General features: G+C 37.6%; 15 protein-coding genes and 2 pseudogenes. 11 read left to right on the top strand and 6 right to left on the bottom strand.

The features are described from left to right. The first annotated feature begins 62 nt into the window (after nucleotides 1-62). The 4 genes from EXS92_RS08190 to EXS92_RS04835 all read left to right on the top strand — a co-directional run bounded on the left by EXS92_RS08190 (nucleotide 63) and on the right by EXS92_RS04835 (nucleotide 5,387). A complete protein-coding gene (locus EXS92_RS08190; protein WP_242678286.1) occupies nucleotides 63-206 on the top strand; it encodes a type III restriction endonuclease subunit R in 144 nt (47 codons plus the stop codon). Beyond that, on the top strand, nucleotides 145-2,682 hold the full coding sequence (locus EXS92_RS04845) for a DEAD/DEAH box helicase family protein (protein WP_425251221.1): 2,538 nt from the start codon (nucleotides 145-147) through the stop codon (nucleotides 2,680-2,682). Before EXS92_RS08190 ends, EXS92_RS04845 begins: the two co-directional genes overlap by 62 nt. Then, a complete protein-coding gene (locus tag EXS92_RS04840) occupies nucleotides 2,676-4,400 on the top strand; it encodes a site-specific DNA-methyltransferase (protein ID WP_165515735.1) in 1,725 nt (574 codons plus the stop codon). Before EXS92_RS04845 ends, EXS92_RS04840 begins: the two co-directional genes overlap by 7 nt. A gap of 123 nt (nucleotides 4,401-4,523) precedes the next feature. Then, entirely contained in the window at nucleotides 4,524-5,387 is an 864-nt protein-coding gene (locus EXS92_RS04835) for a DNA/RNA non-specific endonuclease (protein ID WP_165515734.1), read from the top strand. Between the two features lie 344 nt (nucleotides 5,388-5,731). Here EXS92_RS04835 and EXS92_RS04830 read toward each other — a convergent pair whose 3' ends face one another. Genes EXS92_RS04830 through EXS92_RS04820 form a run of 3 tightly spaced genes read right to left on the bottom strand, consistent with a single transcriptional unit; the run spans nucleotide 5,732 to nucleotide 9,762 of the window. Beyond that, nucleotides 5,732-6,559: a prephenate dehydrogenase gene (locus EXS92_RS04830; RefSeq protein ID WP_165515733.1), complete on the bottom strand. Its 828-nt coding sequence runs from the start codon at nucleotides 6,557-6,559 to the stop codon at nucleotides 5,732-5,734. An 8-nt stretch (nucleotides 6,560-6,567) separates the two neighbouring features. After that, on the bottom strand, nucleotides 6,568-9,057 hold the full coding sequence (gene lon / locus EXS92_RS04825; RefSeq protein WP_165515732.1) for an endopeptidase La: 2,490 nt from the start codon (nucleotides 9,055-9,057) through the stop codon (nucleotides 6,568-6,570). A 42-nt stretch (nucleotides 9,058-9,099) separates the two neighbouring features. Further along, nucleotides 9,100-9,762 carry an outer membrane protein assembly factor BamD gene (locus tag EXS92_RS04820; protein ID WP_001237316.1) on the bottom strand — a complete coding sequence of 221 codons (663 nt, stop codon included), beginning with the start codon at nucleotides 9,760-9,762 and terminating at the stop codon, nucleotides 9,100-9,102. 410 nt (nucleotides 9,763-10,172) lie between these two features. Between EXS92_RS04820 and fliW the strand changes: the two genes are divergently transcribed. After that, entirely contained in the window at nucleotides 10,173-10,562 is a 390-nt protein-coding gene (gene fliW / locus EXS92_RS04815; protein WP_001915750.1) for a flagellar assembly protein FliW, read from the top strand. On the opposite strand, the pseudogene EXS92_RS08140 reads toward fliW, so the two are convergent. After that, nucleotides 10,523-10,726: pseudogene (locus EXS92_RS08140) on the bottom strand (flavoprotein oxidoreductase). The gene fliW and the pseudogene EXS92_RS08140 overlap by 40 nt on opposite strands. Nucleotides 10,727-10,743: 17 nt before the next feature. Between EXS92_RS08140 and fabZ the strand changes: the two are divergent. The 5 genes from fabZ to mreC are packed head-to-tail and all read left to right on the top strand — an operon-like array spanning nucleotide 10,744 to nucleotide 15,216. Then, nucleotides 10,744-11,223 carry a 3-hydroxyacyl-ACP dehydratase FabZ gene (gene fabZ / locus EXS92_RS04810; RefSeq protein WP_156578481.1) on the top strand — a complete coding sequence of 160 codons (480 nt, stop codon included), beginning with the start codon at nucleotides 10,744-10,746 and terminating at the stop codon, nucleotides 11,221-11,223. Nucleotides 11,224-11,225: 2 nt separating this feature from the next. Next, the gene (gene lpxA, locus EXS92_RS04805; protein WP_021175829.1) at nucleotides 11,226-12,038 is read left to right on the top strand and encodes an acyl-ACP--UDP-N-acetylglucosamine O-acyltransferase; all 813 of its coding nucleotides are present in this window, start codon (nucleotides 11,226-11,228) and stop codon (nucleotides 12,036-12,038) included. 1 nt (nucleotide 12,039) lies between these two features. Further along, nucleotides 12,040-13,380: an ATP-dependent protease ATP-binding subunit ClpX gene (gene clpX, locus EXS92_RS04800; protein WP_165515731.1), complete on the top strand. Its 1,341-nt coding sequence runs from the start codon at nucleotides 12,040-12,042 to the stop codon at nucleotides 13,378-13,380. A gap of 42 nt (nucleotides 13,381-13,422) precedes the next feature. Further along, nucleotides 13,423-14,466, top strand: coding sequence for a rod shape-determining protein (locus tag EXS92_RS04795; RefSeq protein WP_000577744.1), 1,044 nt, complete (start codon nucleotides 13,423-13,425; stop codon nucleotides 14,464-14,466). A 3-nt stretch (nucleotides 14,467-14,469) separates the two neighbouring features. Next, on the top strand, nucleotides 14,470-15,216 hold the full coding sequence (gene mreC / locus EXS92_RS04790) for a rod shape-determining protein MreC (RefSeq protein ID WP_165515730.1): 747 nt from the start codon (nucleotides 14,470-14,472) through the stop codon (nucleotides 15,214-15,216). 49 nt (nucleotides 15,217-15,265) lie between these two features. Here the strand turns inward: mreC and EXS92_RS04785 are convergent, their stop codons facing one another. Further along, a complete protein-coding gene (locus EXS92_RS04785) occupies nucleotides 15,266-18,172 on the bottom strand; it encodes a DEAD/DEAH box helicase family protein (protein WP_165515729.1) in 2,907 nt (968 codons plus the stop codon). Between the two features lie 9 nt (nucleotides 18,173-18,181). Continuing rightward, nucleotides 18,182-20,635 (bottom strand): site-specific DNA-methyltransferase, encoded by a 2,454-nt coding sequence (locus tag EXS92_RS04780; RefSeq protein WP_165515757.1) that lies wholly within the window; start codon nucleotides 20,633-20,635, stop codon nucleotides 18,182-18,184. 246 nt (nucleotides 20,636-20,881) lie between these two features. On the opposite strand from EXS92_RS04780, the pseudogene EXS92_RS04775 reads away from it, so the two are divergent. After that, nucleotides 20,882-21,154: pseudogene (locus EXS92_RS04775) on the top strand (DNA methyltransferase); the annotation flags it as partial. Nucleotides 21,155-21,307: the final 153 nt, after the last annotated feature.

The following is a 21,307-nucleotide window of genomic DNA, read 5'->3' as shown; positions in this document are numbered from 1 at the left end:
TGATTTTAAAGGCTTTATTCCATTAAATATTAAAACTAAAACTTTATTTGATTTTAATTTAATTGTTCGCTAGCGCCTCTAAAGTCAATCTCAAAACTTTACGCTATAATTTCCTCACTTTTTCATTAAGGGATTTCATGCAAGATTCATTCACTCAAAGTTACCCCCCCCCCCCAATCAGCAATAAAAGATCACGCACCAAATAACGCGCCCAATAATAAAGAAATAGAGCTACCCGCTCACATCACCAGTAATTTAAAAAAAGAGCTTAGAGATTACCAGAAACAAGCGATATATAATTATTTAGAAAAACGACAATTTAACCCCACTCAAAAGCATTTCATGTTTGAAATGGCCACCGGTAGCGGTAAAACCTTAGTGATGGCGGGTTTGATTTTAGAATGCTGCAAACAAGGCTATCAAAACTTTATCTTTTTTGTGAACAGCACCAGCATTTTAGAAAAAACCAAGCTTAATTTTACAGACAGCGTTTCATCAAAATACCTTTTTAGCGAGAATATCAATATCAATGATGAAAATATAGAAATTAAAAGCATCAATAATTTGAACGAGAGCCACAGCAACGCTATCAACATTTATTTTAGCACCATTCAGGGCTTGTTTTCATTATTCACTAAAGCTAAAGAAAACGCTATCACCCTAGAGGATTTAAAAGATCAAAAATTAGTTTTTTTAGCGGATGAAGCGCACCATTTAAACACAGAGACTAAAAAGAAATTAAATGATAGTGAGGCTAGTGAAAAACGCAATTGGGAAAGCGTGGTGAAATTAGCCCTAGAACAAAATAAAGACAATTTATTGCTAGAATTTAGTGCCACTATCCCTAAAGAAAAAAGCGTTGAAGAAAAATATAAAAACTTAAAGGTGGCAACTTACACCTTAAAAGAATTTAGCGAGGATAAATTTTGCAAAAACATCTACTCCCTTTCTTATGAAAATAAAGAATTAGAAACGCGCTTTTTAGGGGCATGCGTTTCAAGTTTGTATAAAGAATTATTAGCCCAACACCACAATATTGAAAACTTTAAACCCTGTATTTTGTTTAAAAGCGAAAGGATTGAAGAGAGTAAAGAAAATCAAGAGCGCTTCAATACCTTTTTAGAAAATTTAAGCCCTTTAGATTTAGAAAATTTTTTCCATTACAGCCGCAACGCTTTTTTTAAAAATGCTAAAAACTTTTTTGATGAGCGAAATTACACCCCTAACCTTGCCGCATTATTGCAGACGAAATTCAAAAAAAGCACCCAGATTAACACCAACAACGAAAAAGAATTAGAAAAGAGCATGCTTTTATTGAACTCCCTAGAAGACAGAGACAACCCTAAAAGAGTGATTTTTAGCGTGGATAAGCTCAATGAAGGCTGGGATGTGTTGAATTTATTTGACATTGTCAGGCTTAAAAACAAAGCGAGTCAAAAAGACACCATTAAAGACGCCCAGCTCATAGGGAGAGGAGCGAGATACTACCCCTTTAGCTATAACGATTTCAAGCCAAACCGCATAGAGTTTTACCAACGCAAATTTGATCTTTTTAACCCCTTAAGCGCGCTAGAGAGGTTAGACTACCATGCCATTTATGACAGCGAGTTTATCGCTAAATTAAACAACGAGTTACAAGATTTAGGATTAGGATTTGTGGATGAAAAACAGACTATCCCTTTAACGCCCACCAAGCGTTTCAAATGCTACTATGCGAGCAATACAAAAGACAAAAATAAAAACTTATTCAATAAAGACTATACAGACCCTGTTGAAGCCACACTCAAAAGCTTGCATGTCCCCTTATTTGCTTTTGATGTGCGTGAAAAGAAAGTGGATTTTAAAGAAGAAAATAAAAGCGATACAACTTATTATATACCCCACACCTTAGATAAAATCCCTATAAACTATTTTTTAAAAGCCCTTAATTTAAAAAACCTGGATTTCAAAACGCTTAAAAAAGCCTTTAAAAAACATGCTTTTAACAATAAAGTGGGATTTATAGAGCGCTATATTTCTCCATTAAAAACAAACTTCCATAAAAACCAAAAGTTTGACGACAACCAAATCCTTTTAAAACTCGCTGTTTATATCATTGAAAACTTAAAAGACACGCTTTTAAAAGAGCAAGATAAATACGAGGTGAGCGCGTTAGAATTAAAAGAATTTGAAACGCATAATAAAAGCCTTAGCGCTAGTGAATGGGAAAAAAACATTCCCCCCTATGAATGGCTGCTTTTTAAAGACATGAGAAAACTGGACAGCGATTTAGAAAGGGATTTTTTAGATTTTATCAATAAAAATAAAGAGATTTTAGACAAGAAATTCAAAGAATGGTGCGTTTTAAGGAACGACCATTTCATTGAATTAAAAGTTTTTTGCAATATAGAAAATAGCGATTGTTACGCACAAGGTTTTGAGCCGGATTTTATCCTTTTTGCCCAAACGCATAGCGATGAATTTTTAGGCTTCACTTGTTACATGGAAGCTAAAGGCGAACATTTAAAGCATTCTAACGCTTGGAAAGAAGAATTTTTAGAAATGCTAGAAAACGCCGCGCTTAAAAGCCATAACAAAAAATTAGATTTAAAAGGCTTGCCGTTTTTCACGCTCCATAATCGCGTAGTCAATGACGAATTTCAAACCGCTTTCAATCAACTCTTTAAGGATCAAAAATGTTAAAAAACCCAATAAAAACCCTACTAGACGCTTTAATCAATCATTTCACTAAAGAACGCTTAGAAACTTTAATCCTACAGAATGATGAAAAGCTTTTAACCTTCATGCTTGAAAATCAAAACGCTAACGACTACAAAAACGCTTTTTTCAAAACGATCGCTAATTCGCTTGTATTCAATCAAAAAGCGTTATTAGAATGTTTAGAAAAATATTTAGAAATAAGAAAATTAGATCGCTCTTTCACACGATTTAAAAATAAAATAGGTTTATTTTCACAAGAGGGCTTTATCAAATCCAACGGATCCGTCGTTTTGAATTTCCCTTTTAAAGACAATGTTTTATTGGGCAACGCTAAAGATAACAGCGCCAAATCTAACGAGCTTTTTTACCATGAGATATTACATAAAAAAGAAATTGACACGCTTTTGTGCAAAAAAGCGCTGTGCCGTTTTGAAATGCATGGAGAAGGCGATTTAGAAAGCGCTTTAAAAGACAAGAACACGAATTATCTCATCAAAGGCAACAATTTGATCGCTCTTCATTCTTTAAAAAAGAAATTCGCTAAACAAGTGAAATGCATCTACATTGACCCCCCTTATAATACGGGTAATGACAGCTTTAATTACAACGATAATTTCAACCACAGCTCATGGCTAGTGTTTATGAAAAACAGGCTTGAAGCGGCTAGGGAATTTTTAAGCGATGATGGGAGTATTTATATTAATTTAGATTATAATGAAGTGCATTATTGTAAGGTGTTAATGGACGAAATTTTTAAACGAGAAAATTTCAGAAGTGAAATTATATGGAGAATGGGTTTTTTATCGGGCTACAAAACGGCTGCAAAAAAATATATAAGAAACCATGATACAATTTTATTTTATTCTAAAAGTGATAATTATCTTTTTAATAAGACTTATATAGAAAATAAAGATTTTTTACAGCTATTAACAAAAAATGAAGTGCAAAATGCTTTTAAAAAATTTTCTTTTCCACAAGAAAAAGTAGATGATTTTTTAACTTTTATAAATCATGAAAATAGAGGTGAAAAATATCCATTAGAAGATACATGGAATAGTAATAAGTGGGATAAATTAAATTCGATTGCTATTGATAGTTCAGTTTCAAGAGTTGATGAAACTATAGTAATTGATGATGAAAATTTTAAAGGTCAAAAACCAGAAAGTTTAATTCAAAGAATCTTAGAGGTTTCTACCAACGAAAACGATCTTGTGTTAGATTTTTTTGCCGGGAGCGGGACGACTTGCGCGGTGGCACACAAAATGAAACGCCGCTACATTGGCATCGAGCAAATGGACTATATAGAAACGATCACTAAAGAAAGGTTAAAAAAAGTCATAGAGGGCGAGCAAGGGGGCATTTCTAAAAAATGCGATTTTAAAGGGGGAGGGAGTTTTGTTTATGCTGAATTGAAAGAAGTGAATTCAGGAATTAAAAAACAAATCCTTAACGCTAAAAGTAAGAGCGAATGCCTAAAAATCTTTAACGATCTTAATGAGCGTTTTTTAAAACGCACCGATTGTAAGATTGATGAAATTGATAGCGAAGAGTTCCAAAAATTAGATCTCAATGAGCAAAAAAGAAAATGTTGTGATCTTTTAGACTCTAATGAAGACTATTTGAACTTGGGTGATATTGACGAAGACGCATGGGGGATAGATGGGATCACTAAAAAATACAATGAAATTTTTTATTCTTGAGTTTGATTGCTCAACGCGCGATTTAACGCATCAAAACGCTATGCGCTAGGCTATCTAGCGGGTAAAAATAAACGATTAAAAATATTGTTGTAGTATTCAAGCCAATCAAAAAGGGAGTGAAACATGAAAACCTTTAAAAACTGGCTCTGTTTTAGCCTGATCGCTATGAGTTGGCTCCAAGCGGACATGCTGGATAATTTCACTAAGGCCATTAACAGCTACACCACTAAAAAGCTTAATGAAATCAAGGATCAAGTCAATAGCGCTAATCCTACTAAAAACCACAATACCACTCATAACGTTAATGGCATGCTCACTAACATTGATTGCAAGGTCTTAAAAAATAACTTCTATTCGGTGTGTTATTCTAGCGAGTTAAAAAACCCTATTTATGGCGTGAGCGTGTTGTTTGGGGATTTAGTGGATAAAAATAATATTGAAAAACGCTATGAATTTAAAACGGACACACGATTAGCCAAATACCAACAAGCCACGACACAAGATTACACCAGAAGCGGTTTTGATAGGGGGCATTTTGTGGCGAATGACGCTTCTTTTGACTTTGCCTCTAACCCTTTAAGAGAGACTTACAGAATGACTAATATCACCCCTGAAGCCAAAAACACCAACAGGCATTCTGTTTTATTAGTGGAAAAAGAGGGCCGTAATTTGGCCAGGAAATACCATCAAGTTTTAGTAGAAGAACTCACCATCATCAAACAAGGTTATAGAACCTTTAGTTCTAAGAATATCGCTATCCCTAGCGGATTTTGGTACCACTATGATATAAGCCTAACGGATAGCTATGAAAACGCTAAAAGCGAATGCTTTTATATCCCTAATGACAACCAAAACTATCCTTTACAAGAAATGAGAAGAGATTGTAAAGAATATGAGCGGGTTGAAAAGCAAGTGGTTTTTAAGAACAATAAAAACACTGAGTTGAATGAATTGCCTAAGTATCTTAGCAACGCTAAGAAGTATTAAAACCGCTCTTAAAATGCCCGTAAAAATACCGGTATTTTGGATAAAAAGGTTTAAGGAGTCAAATCCCTAAACGGCTTAAAACTGGTTTTTTATTAGAAGCGATGAAGGTTTTATAGGCGTTGGAGGAATGAGATGAAATTATTATTACAATTATGGCAAACACAACAATAGATCCGGGTTTAAGATAATCTCTTATGGTTGTTTGCTGGTTGCTGGGTAAATCCATGCTATCCATATGAAACAGCCTATAATTGAAACAGCCTATAATCCATAAAAACAATCCAAATACCCCATTTCGCTTCTCGCACCCCTAAAAACAACAATATGCAAAATTTTAAATTATTTTACATGAACTCCTGGAGTTTGTTCGCTTGCGCCATCCATTCTGCAAGGCTTTCATAATCGTTATTTTCTATCCAAGCCTTAGCTTGCGCGATTTCTTTTTCGCATTTTTCAATCGCTTCTAAGACATTGTCTCGGTTTTGTTTGAAAATATCCTTCCACATTAAAGGCGAGCTTTTAGACAAACGGCTCATGTCCCTAAAACCTCCCCCCGCTAAGGATAAAATCATCTCTGGGTCGTTTTGCTTTAAAACGCTATTAGCTAGAGCGTAGCTCAAAACATGGGGTAAATGGCTGATATAAGCCACATGGGTGTCATGCTCGTTGGATTTCATCTTGATCAAGCGCGCTTTAATGCCTAGAAAGATTTCTTTAGCGAGCTCTACTTGCTTGATCCCTGAATCTTCTAAATCGCACAATATCACCAAAGCGTTTTCATACAGCCCCTTAACGCTCGCTTTAGGGCCATAAAACTCTGTCCCGCACATGGGGTGCGCGGCGATGAAATTTTGACGGATGCTTTTAGGGATATTGTGAAGGATTTGCGCTTTTGCCCCCCCTAAATCAATAATCGTTGCACTTTTTTTAACGGGAGTCATTTTTTTCAAACATTCAATGATGCCCTCAACCGGAATGGCTAAAAAAATCACATCGCATTCTAAAATCTTTTCAAATTCCACGCATTCATCTACAAGCCCCAAAGTCAAAGCCAATTTGGCATGCAAGGCGTTGTGATCATAGCCCATAACGCTTTTAAAACGCCCCCATTCTTGCAAGGCTAGCCCTAAACTGCCCCCCATAAGCCCTAAACCAATAATGCCTGCTTTCATGCCAAATTCTAAAGTAAGGTTTTTTCTAACACTTCAGCGATGTTTTTCACCGCAACGATGTTTAAATTCTCTCGCACTTCATTAGGGATCTCGTCTAAATCCCTTTCGTAATTTTTGACAGGAATGAGAGCGGTTTTGATACCGGCTTTAAAAGCAGCGATCAATTTTTCTTTCAACCCTCCTATGGGTAAAACTTCCCCGCTCAAAGTCAATTCGCCCGTCATCGCCACTTCGCTTCTTGTAGCTCGGTCGCACAAAATGCTCGCCATCACGCTCGCCATAGCGATCCCAGCGCTTGGGCCGTCTTTGGGCGTAGCCCCCTCAGGGACATGCAAGTGCAAATCATAAGCGTTATAAACTTTCAGCGCTTTTTTCTTTTTCTTATTCTCTGCATCGGTTTCGCTAGGGATTTTAGGTGCTTTTAAGGTTTCGTTATCCAACAAGGCTTTGACAACAGAAAAGGCAATAATAGCGGATTCTTTCATCACATCGCCTAAGCTCCCGGTGAGTTTTAATTCCCCCTTACCCCTGATCTTAAGCGCTTCAATTTTAAGCACATCACCGCCCACTGGAGTCCATGCCAAACCATTGACGATACCGATTTTATTTTCTCCATCTATGGGGTCAATTTCAAACACCATGCGCTCTAAATACTCTTTAAGGTTGTTAGGCGTGATAGAGACGCAGAAATCTTTGTTCTCGTCTCTTTTTTTGTTTTCTTCATTTTCGCTTTTTTCATTTTCGCCTTTTTTGGTTCGCCCTTTTTTGTGCGGGTTATCTTCTAGGTATTTTAAAGCCACTTTACGCATAATCGTTGCGATCTGTCTTCGTAAATCCCTAACGCCCGCTTCTCTGGTGTATTTTTCAATAATGAGTTTCAAACACTCATGGCTAATATCCACTTCGCTAGGCTTTAGGGCGTGCTTTTCTAATTCTTGGGGGATGAGATAGTTTTTAGCGATTTCTTCTTTTTCATTAGGCGTGTAGCTGGACACGCTGATAAATTCCATTCTGTCTCTTAAAGGGGCCGGGATTCTGTCAATATTATTAGCGGTAGCGATAAAAATCACTTGCGACAAATCAATGCTGAAATTCGCATAATGATCCCTAAAAGCGATATTTTGCTCAGGGTCTAAGATCTCTAATAAAGCGCTCGCCGGATCGCCCCTAACGCTCCTATCCACCTTATCAATTTCATCTAAAACCATGACCGGATTCATCTTTTTGGCTTCAATAAGCCCTTGGACAATACGCCCTGGCATGGAGCCTATATAAGTGCGTCTGTGCCCTCTTAATTCATTCACATCTTCTAATCCCCCCAAAGCGATCCGAACTAAAGGGCGCTCTATCGCTTTAGCAATGGAATTAGCCAAACTCGTTTTACCCACGCCAGGAGGCCCATAAAAGCATAAAATCGTGCCTTTAGCCTTGTCTTTTTTTTCTGGCTTTTTCTTGTGGCGCATTTCTAAAAGTTGCATGGTGGCAAAGTATTCCACAATACGCTCTTTAGGCCTTTTTAAGGAATAATGATCCTTGTCTAGTTGTTCTCTCACATGCTTAATGTCAAGCGCTTTTTTCCCGTATTGCCCAAAAGGCACATCTAACATGGTTTCAATGTAATTTTGTAAAGTCGCGCTATCTGAGCTGTCCGCATGGGTTCGGCTCAGCCGGTCAATTTGTTTTTTGATTTCTTTAAACGCTTCTTCTTTTAAAAAAGGCTTGATGCTTTCTAGTTTTTGGTAGTATTGGTTTAAATCTTCATCTCGCTGTTTGTCTGTGCCAAGCTCTTTTTGGATTTGTTTGAGCTGCTCTTTTAAGAAATATTCCTTATTGGTTTGCTCCATTTTTTGATGGACTTTGGATTTGATTTCTTTTTGGAGTTTTTGGGTTTTAGTCTCTTCTATCACAATATCAATCAAATCCAACAAGCGCTGTTCGGTGTTGTTGTTGGCAAAAAGAGAATACGCTTGATCTTTTTTTAAATGCAAGGCCGCTGCGATTAAATCAGCGATGCGGTTAGGATCGTCATTGTCTTCTAAAGCCTTGATCAAATCTGGGGGGAAGAGTGAGCTGACATTGGCTAGAGTGATCACCTTTTCTTTTAGCACTTCCACGATCGCTTGAATGTTTTCTTTATCGTATTCTAAATACTCAATGGGGCTTATTTGAGCTTCCAAAAAGCCTTGCTCGTTTTCTTTGGCAGGCTCTAAAATACGCCCCTTAGCGATGCCATTAAAGAGCAATTTCACGCGCCCATTAGGCATGTTGGCTTCACGCATGACAGAGCCTATCACTCCCACATCATAATAAGGGGCTTCATTGTCGTTCAATTTGTCTTTTTGGCATGCAATAAAGACTAATGATTTGTTGTTTTTAGCGTAAGCCACCGCCTTAATGCTCGCGTTATTTTGCAAAAAAATAGGGGCTATCATAAAGGGGTATAAAAAAGTGTCTTCTTCTACCAATAAAGGCAGAATTTTAGGAAAATCTTCAGTCATTTTTCATCTCTCTGTTATAAATTTGTATGGTTTTGAAATATCCTACCAATCAAAAATTAACACATACCAAGGCATGTGCGATGGTTTGGGTTTAGTCTCTTTTTCTAAAGTCTCATCTATCCTTTCTAAATAGCGTTTCACGCCCTCGGGCTTGTGGCGTTTTTTATAGACATTCGCGATCGCGCGATTGAGCTCGTTTTGCCCTAAAATGAATTTGATTTGCATGTATTCTACATAGGGGCGGTAACGGCTGTTAGGGTATTTTTCTATAAATTCGCCTAAACTCACAATAGAATTAGAGATAAATTCCTGGTCTTTGGAGTGGTTTTTGAAAGCGTAATAATGCGATTGCAATTTCAAAAAGGTCAAATAATCCACATTGTCTTTCGTCCCAAAGCGCTTGATGTATTCATCAAAGTAAAAAGACGCTAAAACATACTCTTTCTTTTTCATGTGCGCTTGCCCTAAAGCTAGCATCGCCTCTGGGACAAGGGGGGAATTGATGTGTTCGCTCTGTAAAGAAGAATAATAATTGTCCGCTGTTTCTAAATTAGCAAAAAGGATTTCTCTCAAAATCCCTTGATACCAAAAGATCGCCGGCTTGTTGTATTCGTCTTTCTTTTTCTTTTTGTTCGCGCAACCGGTGCCTATCACAATAATCGCCATTGTGATAAAAAGGAAAGTTTTAAAATGTTTTAAACGCATGCCACCTGTCTTGTAAGGATTAAATTTTTTAAAAATAACTTTCATTATATTCAAATTTATTTTTTCTTCGCTTTCTTAATTCCGTTGTATATTTTAAAGACCATTTCTCCAATCATGCACACCGGACACCACTCATTACTGTAATTAGATTTACTGGGATTATTTTTCTTGATTTGTGGTTTTATTTTACTCATTCCTCACTCCTTGTTGTATTTTATAATTCTTCAGTTAAACTTCCATCATGGTTAAGTTATTGGGATTATACCCAAAACTAGCAAAAATTGATTTTACCAAAATTGTTTGATATAATACAGAGTTTAGTTTAGAAATCATTGAGCGCTGGTTTTAAGGCGGTCTTTTATTCTTTAAGGAGAAGATTTTGTGCTTTTTTAAAGGGAATGCAATCGCCTATGCTTTTTGATGTGAAAGCGCCTATATTAGGGTTTGAAACCATTCATAAAATGCACTTGCAAAAGGTTGATGAAATCTTTTTGCGTTTGAATAGCGCAGAAGACAATTCCGTGGTGTCTTTCACGCTGGTCAATCCCTTTGCTTTAAGAAAATACGAATTTGAAGTGCCTACCCCTTTAAAAATCCTTTTAGAATTAGAGGGAGCCAAGAGCGTTCTGGTCGCTAATATCATGGTGGTTCAAACCCCCATTGAGCTTTCTACGGTGAATTATTTAGCCCCTTTAATTTTCAATTTGGACAAACAGCTCATGGGGCAAGTGGTTTTGGATTCTAACAAATACCCACACTATCATTTAAGAGAGAATATTCTAAGCCACACGCATGAATGACGCATGAGCGGTGCAAAGCGGTGTCTGTGTAAAGCGTTTCTTTAAGCTTATGGCGCAATGCATCGGCGTTTTTGCAAATGCAAGCGAGCGGTTTTCTTATGGTATAATAGGGGTTATTTTTATAGGATAACCAACGCTAAAAATGGCGCTTTAATTGAATCCAAAACAAGGAGTTTATTTTATGGAACCAAGCCATCAAAACTTACAATCTCAATTTTTTATAGAGCATATCTTACAGATTCTACCTCACCGCTATCCCGTGCTCTTAGTGGATAGAATTATAGAGTTACAAGCCAATAAAAAAATTGCCGCTTATAAGAATATCACTTTTAATGAAGACGTGTTTAACGGGCATTTCCCTAATAAGCCCATTTTCCCAGGCGTTTTGATCGTAGAGGGCATGGCGCAAAGCGGAGGGTTTTTAGCTTTCACTAGCTTGTGGGGGTTTGACCCTGAAATAGCCAAAACAAAAATCGTGTATTTCATGACGATTGATAAGGTTAAATTCCGTATTCCTGTAACCCCAGGCGACAGATTGGAATACCATTTAGAAGTCTTAAAGCATAAGGGCATGATCTGGCAAGTGGGTGGCACGGCTCAAGTGGATGGCAAAGTGGTCGCTGAAGCCGAATTAAAAGCCATGATCGCAGAGAGAGAATAAAAATGAGTAAGATTGCAAAAACAGCCATTATCTCTCCTAAAGCAGAGATTAATAAGGGCGTAGAAATTGGGGAATTTTGCGTGATTGGAGATGGCGTCAAACTAGATGAAGGCGTAAAACTCCATAACAATGTAACCTTACAAGGGCATACTTTCATCGGGAAAAACACCGAAATTTTCCCTTTTGCCGTGCTAGGCACACAGCCTCAAGATTTAAAATACAAGGGCGAATACAGCGAACTGATTATTGGAGAAGACAACCTTATTCGTGAATTTTGCATGATAAATCCCGGCACTGAAGGGGGGATTAAAAAAACCCTTATTGGGGATAAAAACCTGCTCATGGCTTATGTGCATGTCGCTCATGATTGCGTGATTGGAAGCCATTGTATTTTGGCTAATGGCGTAACTTTAGCAGGGCATATTGAAATAGGCGATTATGTCAATATTGGCGGTCTTACCGCAATCCATCAGTTTGTGCGTATCGCTAAAGGGTGCATGATAGCCGGTAAGAGCGCTTTAGGCAAAGACGTGCCGCCTTATTGCACCGTAGAGGGCAATCGTGCTTTTATTAGGGGGTTAAACCGCCACAGGATGCGCCAATTATTAGAGAGTAAGGATATTGACTTCATCCATGCGCTTTATAAAAGGTTGTTTCGCCCTGTCCCCTCCTTAAGAGAGAGCGCCAAATTAGAGTTAGAAGAGCATGCCAATAACCCTTTTGTGAAAGAGATTTGCTCTTTTATTTTAGAGAGTTCTAGGGGCGTGGCGTATAAGTCAAGCGAATATTCTAACGAAGAAAAACAAGAGGAATAACATGAACGAAACGCTTTATTGCAGTTTTTGCAAAAAACCAGAATCCAGAGATCCCAAAAAACGCCGCATTATTTTTGCGAGCAACCTGAATAAAGATGTGTGCGTGTGCGAATATTGTATAGATGTGATGCATGGGGAATTGCACAAATACGACAATTCTTTATTAACGCTCAAAAGAGACCGATTGAGGCGAATGGAATCTAATGCTTATGAAGAAGAGTTTTTGCTCTCTCATATTCCAGCCCCTAAAGAGTTTAAGGCGGTTTTAGACAATTATGTGATAGGGCAAGAGCAGGCCAAAAAGGTTTTTTCCGTAGCCGTGTATAACCATTACAAACGCTTATCTTTTAAAGAAAAACTCAAAAAACAAGACAACCAAGACAGCAATGTGGAGTTGGAACATTTAGAAGAAGTGGAGTTGAGCAAGTCTAATATTTTACTAATCGGCCCTACAGGCTCAGGCAAGACTTTAATGGCGCAAACTCTCGCCAAGCATTTGGATATTCCTATCGCCATTAGCGATGCGACCAGCTTGACTGAAGCGGGTTATGTGGGCGAAGATGTGGAAAATATCCTTACAAGATTGTTGCAAGCGAGCGATTGGAATGTCCAAAAAGCCCAAAAAGGCATTGTGTTTATTGATGAGATTGATAAAATCAGCCGTTTGTCAGAAAACCGCTCCATCACTAGAGACGTTTCTGGCGAGGGCGTTCAGCAAGCGTTGTTAAAAATCGTTGAAGGCTCTTTAGTGAATATCCCCCCTAAAGGCGGCAGAAAGCACCCTGAGGGCAATTTCATTCAAATTGACACGAGCGATATTTTATTCATTTGCGCCGGAGCGTTTGACGGGTTAGCTGAAATCATTAAAAAACGCACCACGCAGAATGTGTTGGGTTTCACTCAAGAAAAGATGAGCAAAAAAGAGCAAGAAGCGATCTTGCATTTAGTCCAAACCCATGACTTGGTTACTTATGGGCTTATCCCTGAGCTTATTGGCCGTTTGCCGGTTTTAAGCACGCTAGATAGCATCAGTTTAGAAGCGATGGTGGATATTTTACAAAAACCTAAAAACGCCCTCATCAAGCAATACCAGCAACTTTTCAAAATGGATGAGGTGGATTTGATCTTTGAAGAAGAAGCCATTAAAGAAATCGCTAAACTCGCATTAGAAAGAAAAACGGGGGCTAGGGGGTTAAGGGCGATCATTGAAGATTTTTGTTTGGATATTATGTTTGATTTACCCAAGCTTAAGGGATCGGAAGTGCGTATCACTAAAGATTGTGTTTTAAAACAGGCTGAACCTTTGATCATTGCTAAAACGCATTCTAAAATTCTTCCTTAAGGGACACGCTTATAAATTTAACGATAAAGGATTAGAAAGGGCATGATTTTTAGCAAATTGATCGGTTTGTTTTCGCATGATATTGCCATAGATTTAGGCACGGCTAACACGATTGTGTTAGTCAAAGGGCAGGGCATTATTATCAATGAGCCTTCTATTGTGGCGGTGCGCATGGGATTGTTTGATTCTAAAGCTTATGATATTTTGGCAGTGGGGAGTGAGGCTAAAGAAATGCTAGGCAAAACCCCTAACAGCATCAGAGCGATTCGCCCCATGAAAGATGGCGTGATTGCCGATTATGACATTACCGCTAAAATGATTCGCTACTTTATTGAAAAAGCGCACAAACGAAAAACATGGATTCGCCCGCGCATCATGGTGTGCGTGCCTTATGGGCTGACAAGCGTGGAAAGGAATGCGGTTAAAGAGAGCGCTTTAAGCGCGGGGGCTAGAGAAGTCTTTTTGATTGAAGAGCCTATGGCAGCCGCGATTGGAGCAGGCTTGCCGGTCAAAGAGCCGCAAGGGAGTTTGATTGTGGATATTGGTGGCGGCACGACTGAAATTGGCGTGATCAGTCTTGGGGGGTTAGTCATTTCTAAAAGCATTAGAGTGGCTGGGGATAAATTGGATCAAAGCATCGTGGAATACATCCGCAAGAAATTCAATTTGTTGATAGGGGAGCGCACCGGCGAAGAGATTAAGATTGAAATCGGTTGCGCGATCAAATTGGATCCGCCTCTCACCATGGAAGTGTCAGGGAGGGATCAAGTGAGCGGGCTGTTGCACACGATTGAATTGAGCTCTGATGATGTGTTTGAAGCCATTAAAGATCAAGTGAGGGAAATCTCTAGCGCTTTAAGGAGCGTGCTTGAAGAGGTGAAGCCGGATCTAGCGAAAGACATTGTGCAAAATGGCGTGGTGCTTACCGGCGGTGGGGCTTTGATTAAGGGCTTAGACAAGTATTTAAGCGATATGGTAAAACTCCCTGTGTATGTGGGCGATGAGCCTTTATTGGCGGTAGCCAAAGGCACAGGGGAAGCCATACAAGATTTGGATTTACTCAGCCGTGTGGGTTTTAGTGAATAATGCATGCGTTTTTATTTTAAATTCCTTTGGCTTTTAGGGATTTTTCTTATTTTTTATTTTTTAGACATTAAAGGCAGTTCTTCTTATATCAGCGATAGGATTAAAAACGCCTTGATGAGCGCAAAAAACAGCTTATTAGACAACATTCAAGCGTATTTTTTTCAAGCCCAAAACATTAAGGAATTTCAAAAAGAACGCTTGATTTTAGAAGCTTTAAAGCTAGAAAACGCTGATTTGAAAGAGCGTTTGAATAGCGTTTATCCTTTAGAAAATCCAAAAATGACTTATACCCCTACTTTTATGACTTCATTCATCAGTTTAGAAGACACGCGCAGCGTCTCTCTCCACCCTATTGTAAATTTAGAAGAAAATAAGATTTATGGCCTTGTTTCTCACAATCAAGCTATAGGCATTGCCGTGCTAGAAAAAGGGCGCTTGAATGGGTTTTTGAACGCTCACAAGCGGTGCGCTTATAGCGTGATGGTAGGCCAAAATCAAGTCTTAGGCTTTATAGGGACTAATTTTAAGCAAGAATTAATCGTGGATTTTATTGTCCCAAGCGCTGAAATCAACATAGGCGATCAAGTGCTAACGAGCGGGCTAGACGGGATTTTTGGAGCGGGGGTGTTTGTGGGCGAAGTTTCAAGCATTGAAGATCATTACACTTATAAAAGCGCGGTGTTGAAAAACGCTTTTTTAAGCGACGCCAAACTTTTAAGGCATGTGTTTTTAAGCGATGTGAAAAACTAGCCTTATATTCAAGGCTAATAAGCGGATCTTTTAACCCCTTTCAATAAATTTAGGCTTTTAAGGTCAGAAAAAAATCTTCTAGTTTCCCTTTTTTAATCCAATAATCCCTATAACCATCCGCCACATCATCCTTATCCCCATAAAATTTTAAAACCACTTTGATTTTGAGATTGGGATCGTCTTTAGGGTTAAAAATTTTATCTTTAAAAAGTTGATACGCGTCTGCCTTATGCTCGTAATCAGTGTGTTTGCTCCCTTTAGGATCAATGAAGCAAATGATCTGCGTGCCGCTCTTTTGCAGCCAAAAGATAAAATCAGGGAAAAATTTCCTTTCTGTAGCGCCGTTGTCTATATAGGGAATAAACAAATTGTCTAAATGTTCATCAATCTTGCTGAACGCCCAAAAATCATAGTTTTCTTGCAGCGTTTCGGTAATCTTTAACAACTCTTCTAAAAAATCGCTCTCGCTCTTTACTTTAACCACATGCTTAAGCCAATCGCAGTCTTTGGCTTTAATGAGCGGGGTGTAGTAATGCTCTTTGAGTTTTAACAGCTCTGCTTCATCAACTTTGAATGTTCTGTCTTGTTTGTGTTTTTCTATATTATCAATGTCAATCTCGCCTTGCGCGATTTTTGTTCTTAAAGTTTCTTTATCCAAAGGCGCATGCTCTTTCACTTCTTGGATGGTTTGAATCAATTTTTCTTTTTTATCCGCCCTAACTTTAATCCTTTTAAAATGCACGATTTTCTCACTATCTAGGGCGTTAAACTCGTCTTTAGGCACTTTTTGATTAGGGTATAGCTTGCCTTTAATTTCAGAAATCATGTAATCTAAATCTTTATAATGCCAAGTTGGTACCTTTTTAAAATGCGCTGTTTGTATCATTTCTTTTAACAGCGCGTAATCTTTAGGGTCATAAATTTCATGCTTTAAAATAAAATGTTTTTCGCTCATTAAATTGAAATACTCTTTTAAATCCTTAAAATTTTTTTCGCTCATTTTAAACGAAGCGCTTTGAGAAATTTTAAGAGCGTTGGTTTGTTCTTTTCGGTAGCAAGGCACGAATAATGCGTGTTTTATGGGCGTTTTTTCTAATTTGATTTCACGCCAAGAACCTCTATTCTCACCCTTATTTTCGCTCTCTTTTTGGAACTTTAAAATCGCTTCAAGGCTTGCATGGTTAGTGGGTATCACAAAAAGCGTTTCCAATATTGCAGCGTTTGGTTTCAAGTCTTTTTTAATGGCCTCATCTATGTCTAAATACGCTAACCTTTGGCGTTGGTTTTTGACGCTTTCAATCCTTACGCCTCTGCCAAAAGATTGTTTCACCAGCTTTTTAGCGTCATCATCAAGCCCTATATTTAAAAATAAAATCACGCTAGGCCTTGTGCTATCCCACCCGGTTTCAAAAGTGCGAGATCCCACTAAGATATTGATACTGCTCTTGTCAATCTGGCTGAAATAGCTCTCTTCTTTAAAGCTTAAATTCTTGCTCACCACTTTCACGCTCTTTAATTTTTCATCAATCCATTCTGTAATATCGCCTATTTTAATCAAGCAAAAGACCTTATCGCTTGTGTTGAGTTTGAAGGCGATTTCTTGGTTGTTTTTAGGGTTAATAATCACTTCAATGTGCCCGCTATTAGCATAAAAAACTTCTTCTTTTAAGCCTTTAAAATCCATGCTCTTTAAACCCTCTTTAAAAACCTTAACCTTATAGTCTTTATCTTTGCCATCGCTAAAAAGAAATTCCGGATTCTTTAATTCCTCTAATAAATCTTCTTTAGCCTTTACAAAATCGCTCTCATCGTCATTTTCAATCACGCGCGCTAAAGTTTTAAAAAAGATTTCCGCATCGCTGTTTTCCACATTCACAGAATGCGTGAACACGAGCATTAAAGGGTCATGAAAATAGCCTTCTGTTTTATAGCGTTTTTGCATGCCTAAAAGCAATAACGCTTTTAAAAGAGCGATTTCTTTTTCCCTATCGTTTAAATCTTTTAAATCCTTAAAAGCGTTTAAGTTGTTTTTCTTCAATAAAACAGACTCTTTACCATAGCCAAGCTTCACCCACTCGCCCACGCTCAAATTATACACCGAAGTGATGAGATCGCTCTCTTCGGTGAAAGTGGCGCTGAAATTGAATAAAAACCCTTTTAAAGACAGCAGACTAAAGATAGCCTGTCTTTTGCTCTCAGACTTGTTCCCCTTGTGCGCTTCATCTAAAATCACATAATTTTCCCCATTATCCCAATAATCCTTATAATTTAAAAGGTTTTCCTTGCTTTCTTCATCATTCATCAAATCTGCGCGGTAATAAAAAAGAGTGATTTTTTCAAAAAAATCTTTTGGAGCGCGATGGAAATCTTTATGGGTAACGCTTTTAAGGTTTTTGAAATCAATTTGTTTGGAAAAGTCCTTACCCCGGTTGTATTTTTCAATTTCTTTTTCAAATTGCTTGATCAAATTTTCATTGGCGCTAAAAAACATGATATTTTTCTTAGGGATTAAACCCATTCCCATAGCCACGCTTAAAAGCTCTACAAGTTTGATAATGACAATCGTTTTACCGCTCCCTGTGGCCATGTAAAAGGCTAAGCGGTTGATAAAATTTTCAAAACTCACGCGCTGATTTTTTACCTTAAAATGGCTCTTTAACAAATGATTGAGTTTTTTGTTAGTGAAATCGCAATTAGCGAATGAATAATGCTCTTGATAAAATGCGTAAAATTCTTTTTTATTCTCTTTGAAATCTCTAAAATAAGCGACAAGCATTCTAAAAGCGTTAATCAAGGCTTGCTGTTGGTAATCTAAAAGCTCCTTATTGCTATCAAAGCTTTTAAAGTCTAGCATTTCTAACGGCTCGTTAATCTCGTTAGCGTTCAATTCATCTTCAGCGAGTTTTTGAGCGACAAAAATTTCATTATGGGTTGTTAAATCTTTTTTCTTTGCCATTATGTCTCCTTACCAAATGAGCGCTTCTTTTAAGGCTTTTAAAATGCTCACTTCTTTATCATTCCCTTTAAATTTCACCACTTTTTCATTGAAAAACTCCACTCCAACGCCGTGTAAATTTTCTAAAGTCTCTTTAATATCCGTGCCCATGTTTTCTAGCGCTTCTATATTGAGCGTGTAAGACTCGTTTTTACGCTCCACTAAATCGCTGTATTGTTCATCATAAGCTAAGGGTTTGTCATTGTCTTCATACTTGATTTTTCTTAAAATCTCTTCATAGCTTTCCAACGCATAAACTTTCACCACCCCACCTCCATTAAATTCTTTAGCCGCACCGCTTTTAAAACCGCCTATGACCTTTTTAAGGCGAGGCAAAATCACGCTGTCAAAATGCTCCCCCATTTCAATACCGATATACTTTCTCTTAAGCTTGTGCGCCACTGCGCAAGTCGTCCCGCTCCCAGCAAAAAAGTCTAACACGAGATCGTTTTCTTGGGTAGAGATTTCTAAAATCCTTGAAATTAGGGCTTCGGGTTTGGGGGTGTCAAAAAGTTTTACATTATTAAAGAGAGCTAGCAATTGTTTTGTGGCGTCTTGATTATGTCCTACTTCTGTATATTTCCATATTGTTAAAGGTGTTGTGCCTTGCTTGACTTCACTCAAAAAGCGTTTCAAACTAGGAACATTGTCTCCATTTCTTCCAAAATAAATACGATTATCATCTACAAGTTTTTGAAAATTTTCTTTTGAAGTCATCCAACACCGCCCTTTTGGTGGCGTTACAACTTTTCCACTTGGTGTAGTGATAGGATAATCATAACTCGCCATATAAGTTTTTACCAAACAATCACTAGGTTTCCACGCACCCCTTTCATCGTTATCTAAATTTTTATAGCGTGCATTCATCTCGCTTGTGCGTGGTAATAAATTAGGCCGCCAAATTCCTTTATCTTTGGCATATAGTAAAATAAAATCGTGATTATCAGAGAACCATTTTGCATCATTTTGTGGAGAATACTTTTTTTCCCAAATAATCGTATTTACAAAGTTATCACCCCCCCCATTAAACACTTCGTCCATGAGCGCTTTGCAATAAGCCTGTTCGTTATCATCAATGCTCACAAACATCACGCCTTTATCATTCAGTAGAGCGTGCGCAAGCTCTAGGCGGTTTTCCATCATAGCGAGCCAGCTGGAACGCTTGAAATTATCCGCATAAACAAATTCATTGTTTTGCGTGTTATAAGGCGGATCAATGTAAATGCAATCAATTGTTTCTTTATAGCGGTTTTTAAGGGAGTTTAGGGCTTGGTAGTTTTCGCTTTTTATGAGCGTGCCATTGATTTCATCTTCACTGAATAAGTTTTTAACCTCTTCTTCTAAATCTTTAAAATAGATAGTGTCTAGAGGTAGGTATTCATTTTCTAAAAGGTTGTCTGTGGTTTTTAAATTCAAGTCTTGCCATTCTTTAACTTGTTTGGGGTAGTTTTTGTGGCTTGTGATCTTATTCAAATCGTAGTTTTTGGCTTTGAGTTTGTCTAAGCTCACGATGAAATGCGAGTTTAACACAAAACGAGGTTTGTTCCAAATCTTACAAAGTTCGTTTTCAAATTCGCTCACTAATACAATCACTTGCAACGCCACTTCCTTAATGGTGTTGATCTCATTAAGGCGTTTAGCATCAAATGCAGTCATTTCTTTAAAAAGGTATTCAAACAAATACAAATCCAATTGCTCTTTTAAAAACCCTAGCGCGTTTTTATGGATGAAATAATCCATACTGCCTTGCTTTTTGAATTTTCCAAACGCTTTTTTTAAAATTTCTTCATCAAGTTTGACGCCTTGATTGAAACAACTTTTTAGGATTTCACTCATTTTTGTTTGATTCCCTTGACTACTGAGAGTAACGCTAAAATTTAGGGTGTTAGTTTTTGTGTCTGTATCTTTTAAAGTAAAGACTAAATCTATTTTTTCATTATTCTTTTTACTTTCCAATGAAGAAGTGTCAAAATTAAAAAGAATGTTTTCTAATTCAAAGCAAAAATCCTTATAAATCGTTTCGCTTTTCACATAATAGAGATCTTTGGTTTTATAAAATAAGGCGGTGTCTTTTTTAAGGGAGCATTTTTCATAACCGCTTTTGGTATAAAGGCTGTCATAAAGGGGCGTGTCGTTGAAATAAATCCCTCCATTAGCGCTCAAATAACGCTTGAAAAAGCTATAGAGTTTGTCAAACAATTCTTCTTTGAGATTGTTGTTATCTTGGCATTTTAAATCAATGAGTTTTTTTAATTCTTGTTTTTTATGGTGGTAATACTGGCTTTTAGCTTTCATGAGGTTGATCATGCCATTTTTCACCGCTTTAGGGCTAGGATCTAAAAGGCTTTCTTGTTGGTCTTCAACCTTAACGCCTATGAAAAGGTTTTCTAAAACTTCATAAAATTGCACTTCGTTCGTTTTCATCATCACGCTCCTTAAAAAACATAAAAAAGTATTATAACAAAGCCCACCCATTAAGCGCTACAATACCCCCATGCAAAAAAAATTTTTTACTAGAAGACGATTACCTTTTAAGCGAGAGCGTTAGGGAGTTTGACTCATTGAAAATTTAGATTGCCTTGACTGACTCATTTTTTAAAATACCCCCATTTCATTGTAAAATTCTTTCATGCAAAACCCATTGAAGTTTAATAAAAGGTAAAAATAAGATTGAATATCAATAAAGTGTTTTATCACAGCAGCACCAACATGAATGAAGTGCCAGATAATAGCGTGGATTTGATCATCACAAGCCCGCCTTATTTCAACATCAAAGATTACGCAAAAAATGGCACACAAGATTTACAGCATTCAGCCCAACATGTTGAAGATTTGGGGGCGTTAGAAAAATATGAAGATTATCTTTTAGGTCTTTTAAAAGTTTGGCTTGAGTGCCATAGAGTGCTAAAACCCAATGGTAAGCTATGCATTAATGTGCCTTTAACCACCCAAGCAGAAATCCCAATCGTCTTTAGCGTTTGGGATGAATGCTACCAATTCGTGGTATAATATCCCCATACATTCGTATCTAGCACAGGAAGTGTGCAAAGTTACGCCTTTGGAGATATGATGTGTGAGACCTGTAGGGAATGCGTT

This window comes from Helicobacter pylori (genome assembly GCF_011175115.1).
Taxonomy (GTDB): Bacteria; Campylobacterota; Campylobacteria; order Campylobacterales; family Helicobacteraceae; genus Helicobacter; species Helicobacter pylori_DF.
The sequence above is the reverse complement of the archived record's forward strand: the minus strand, read 5'-3'. Positions and strand labels throughout refer to the sequence as shown.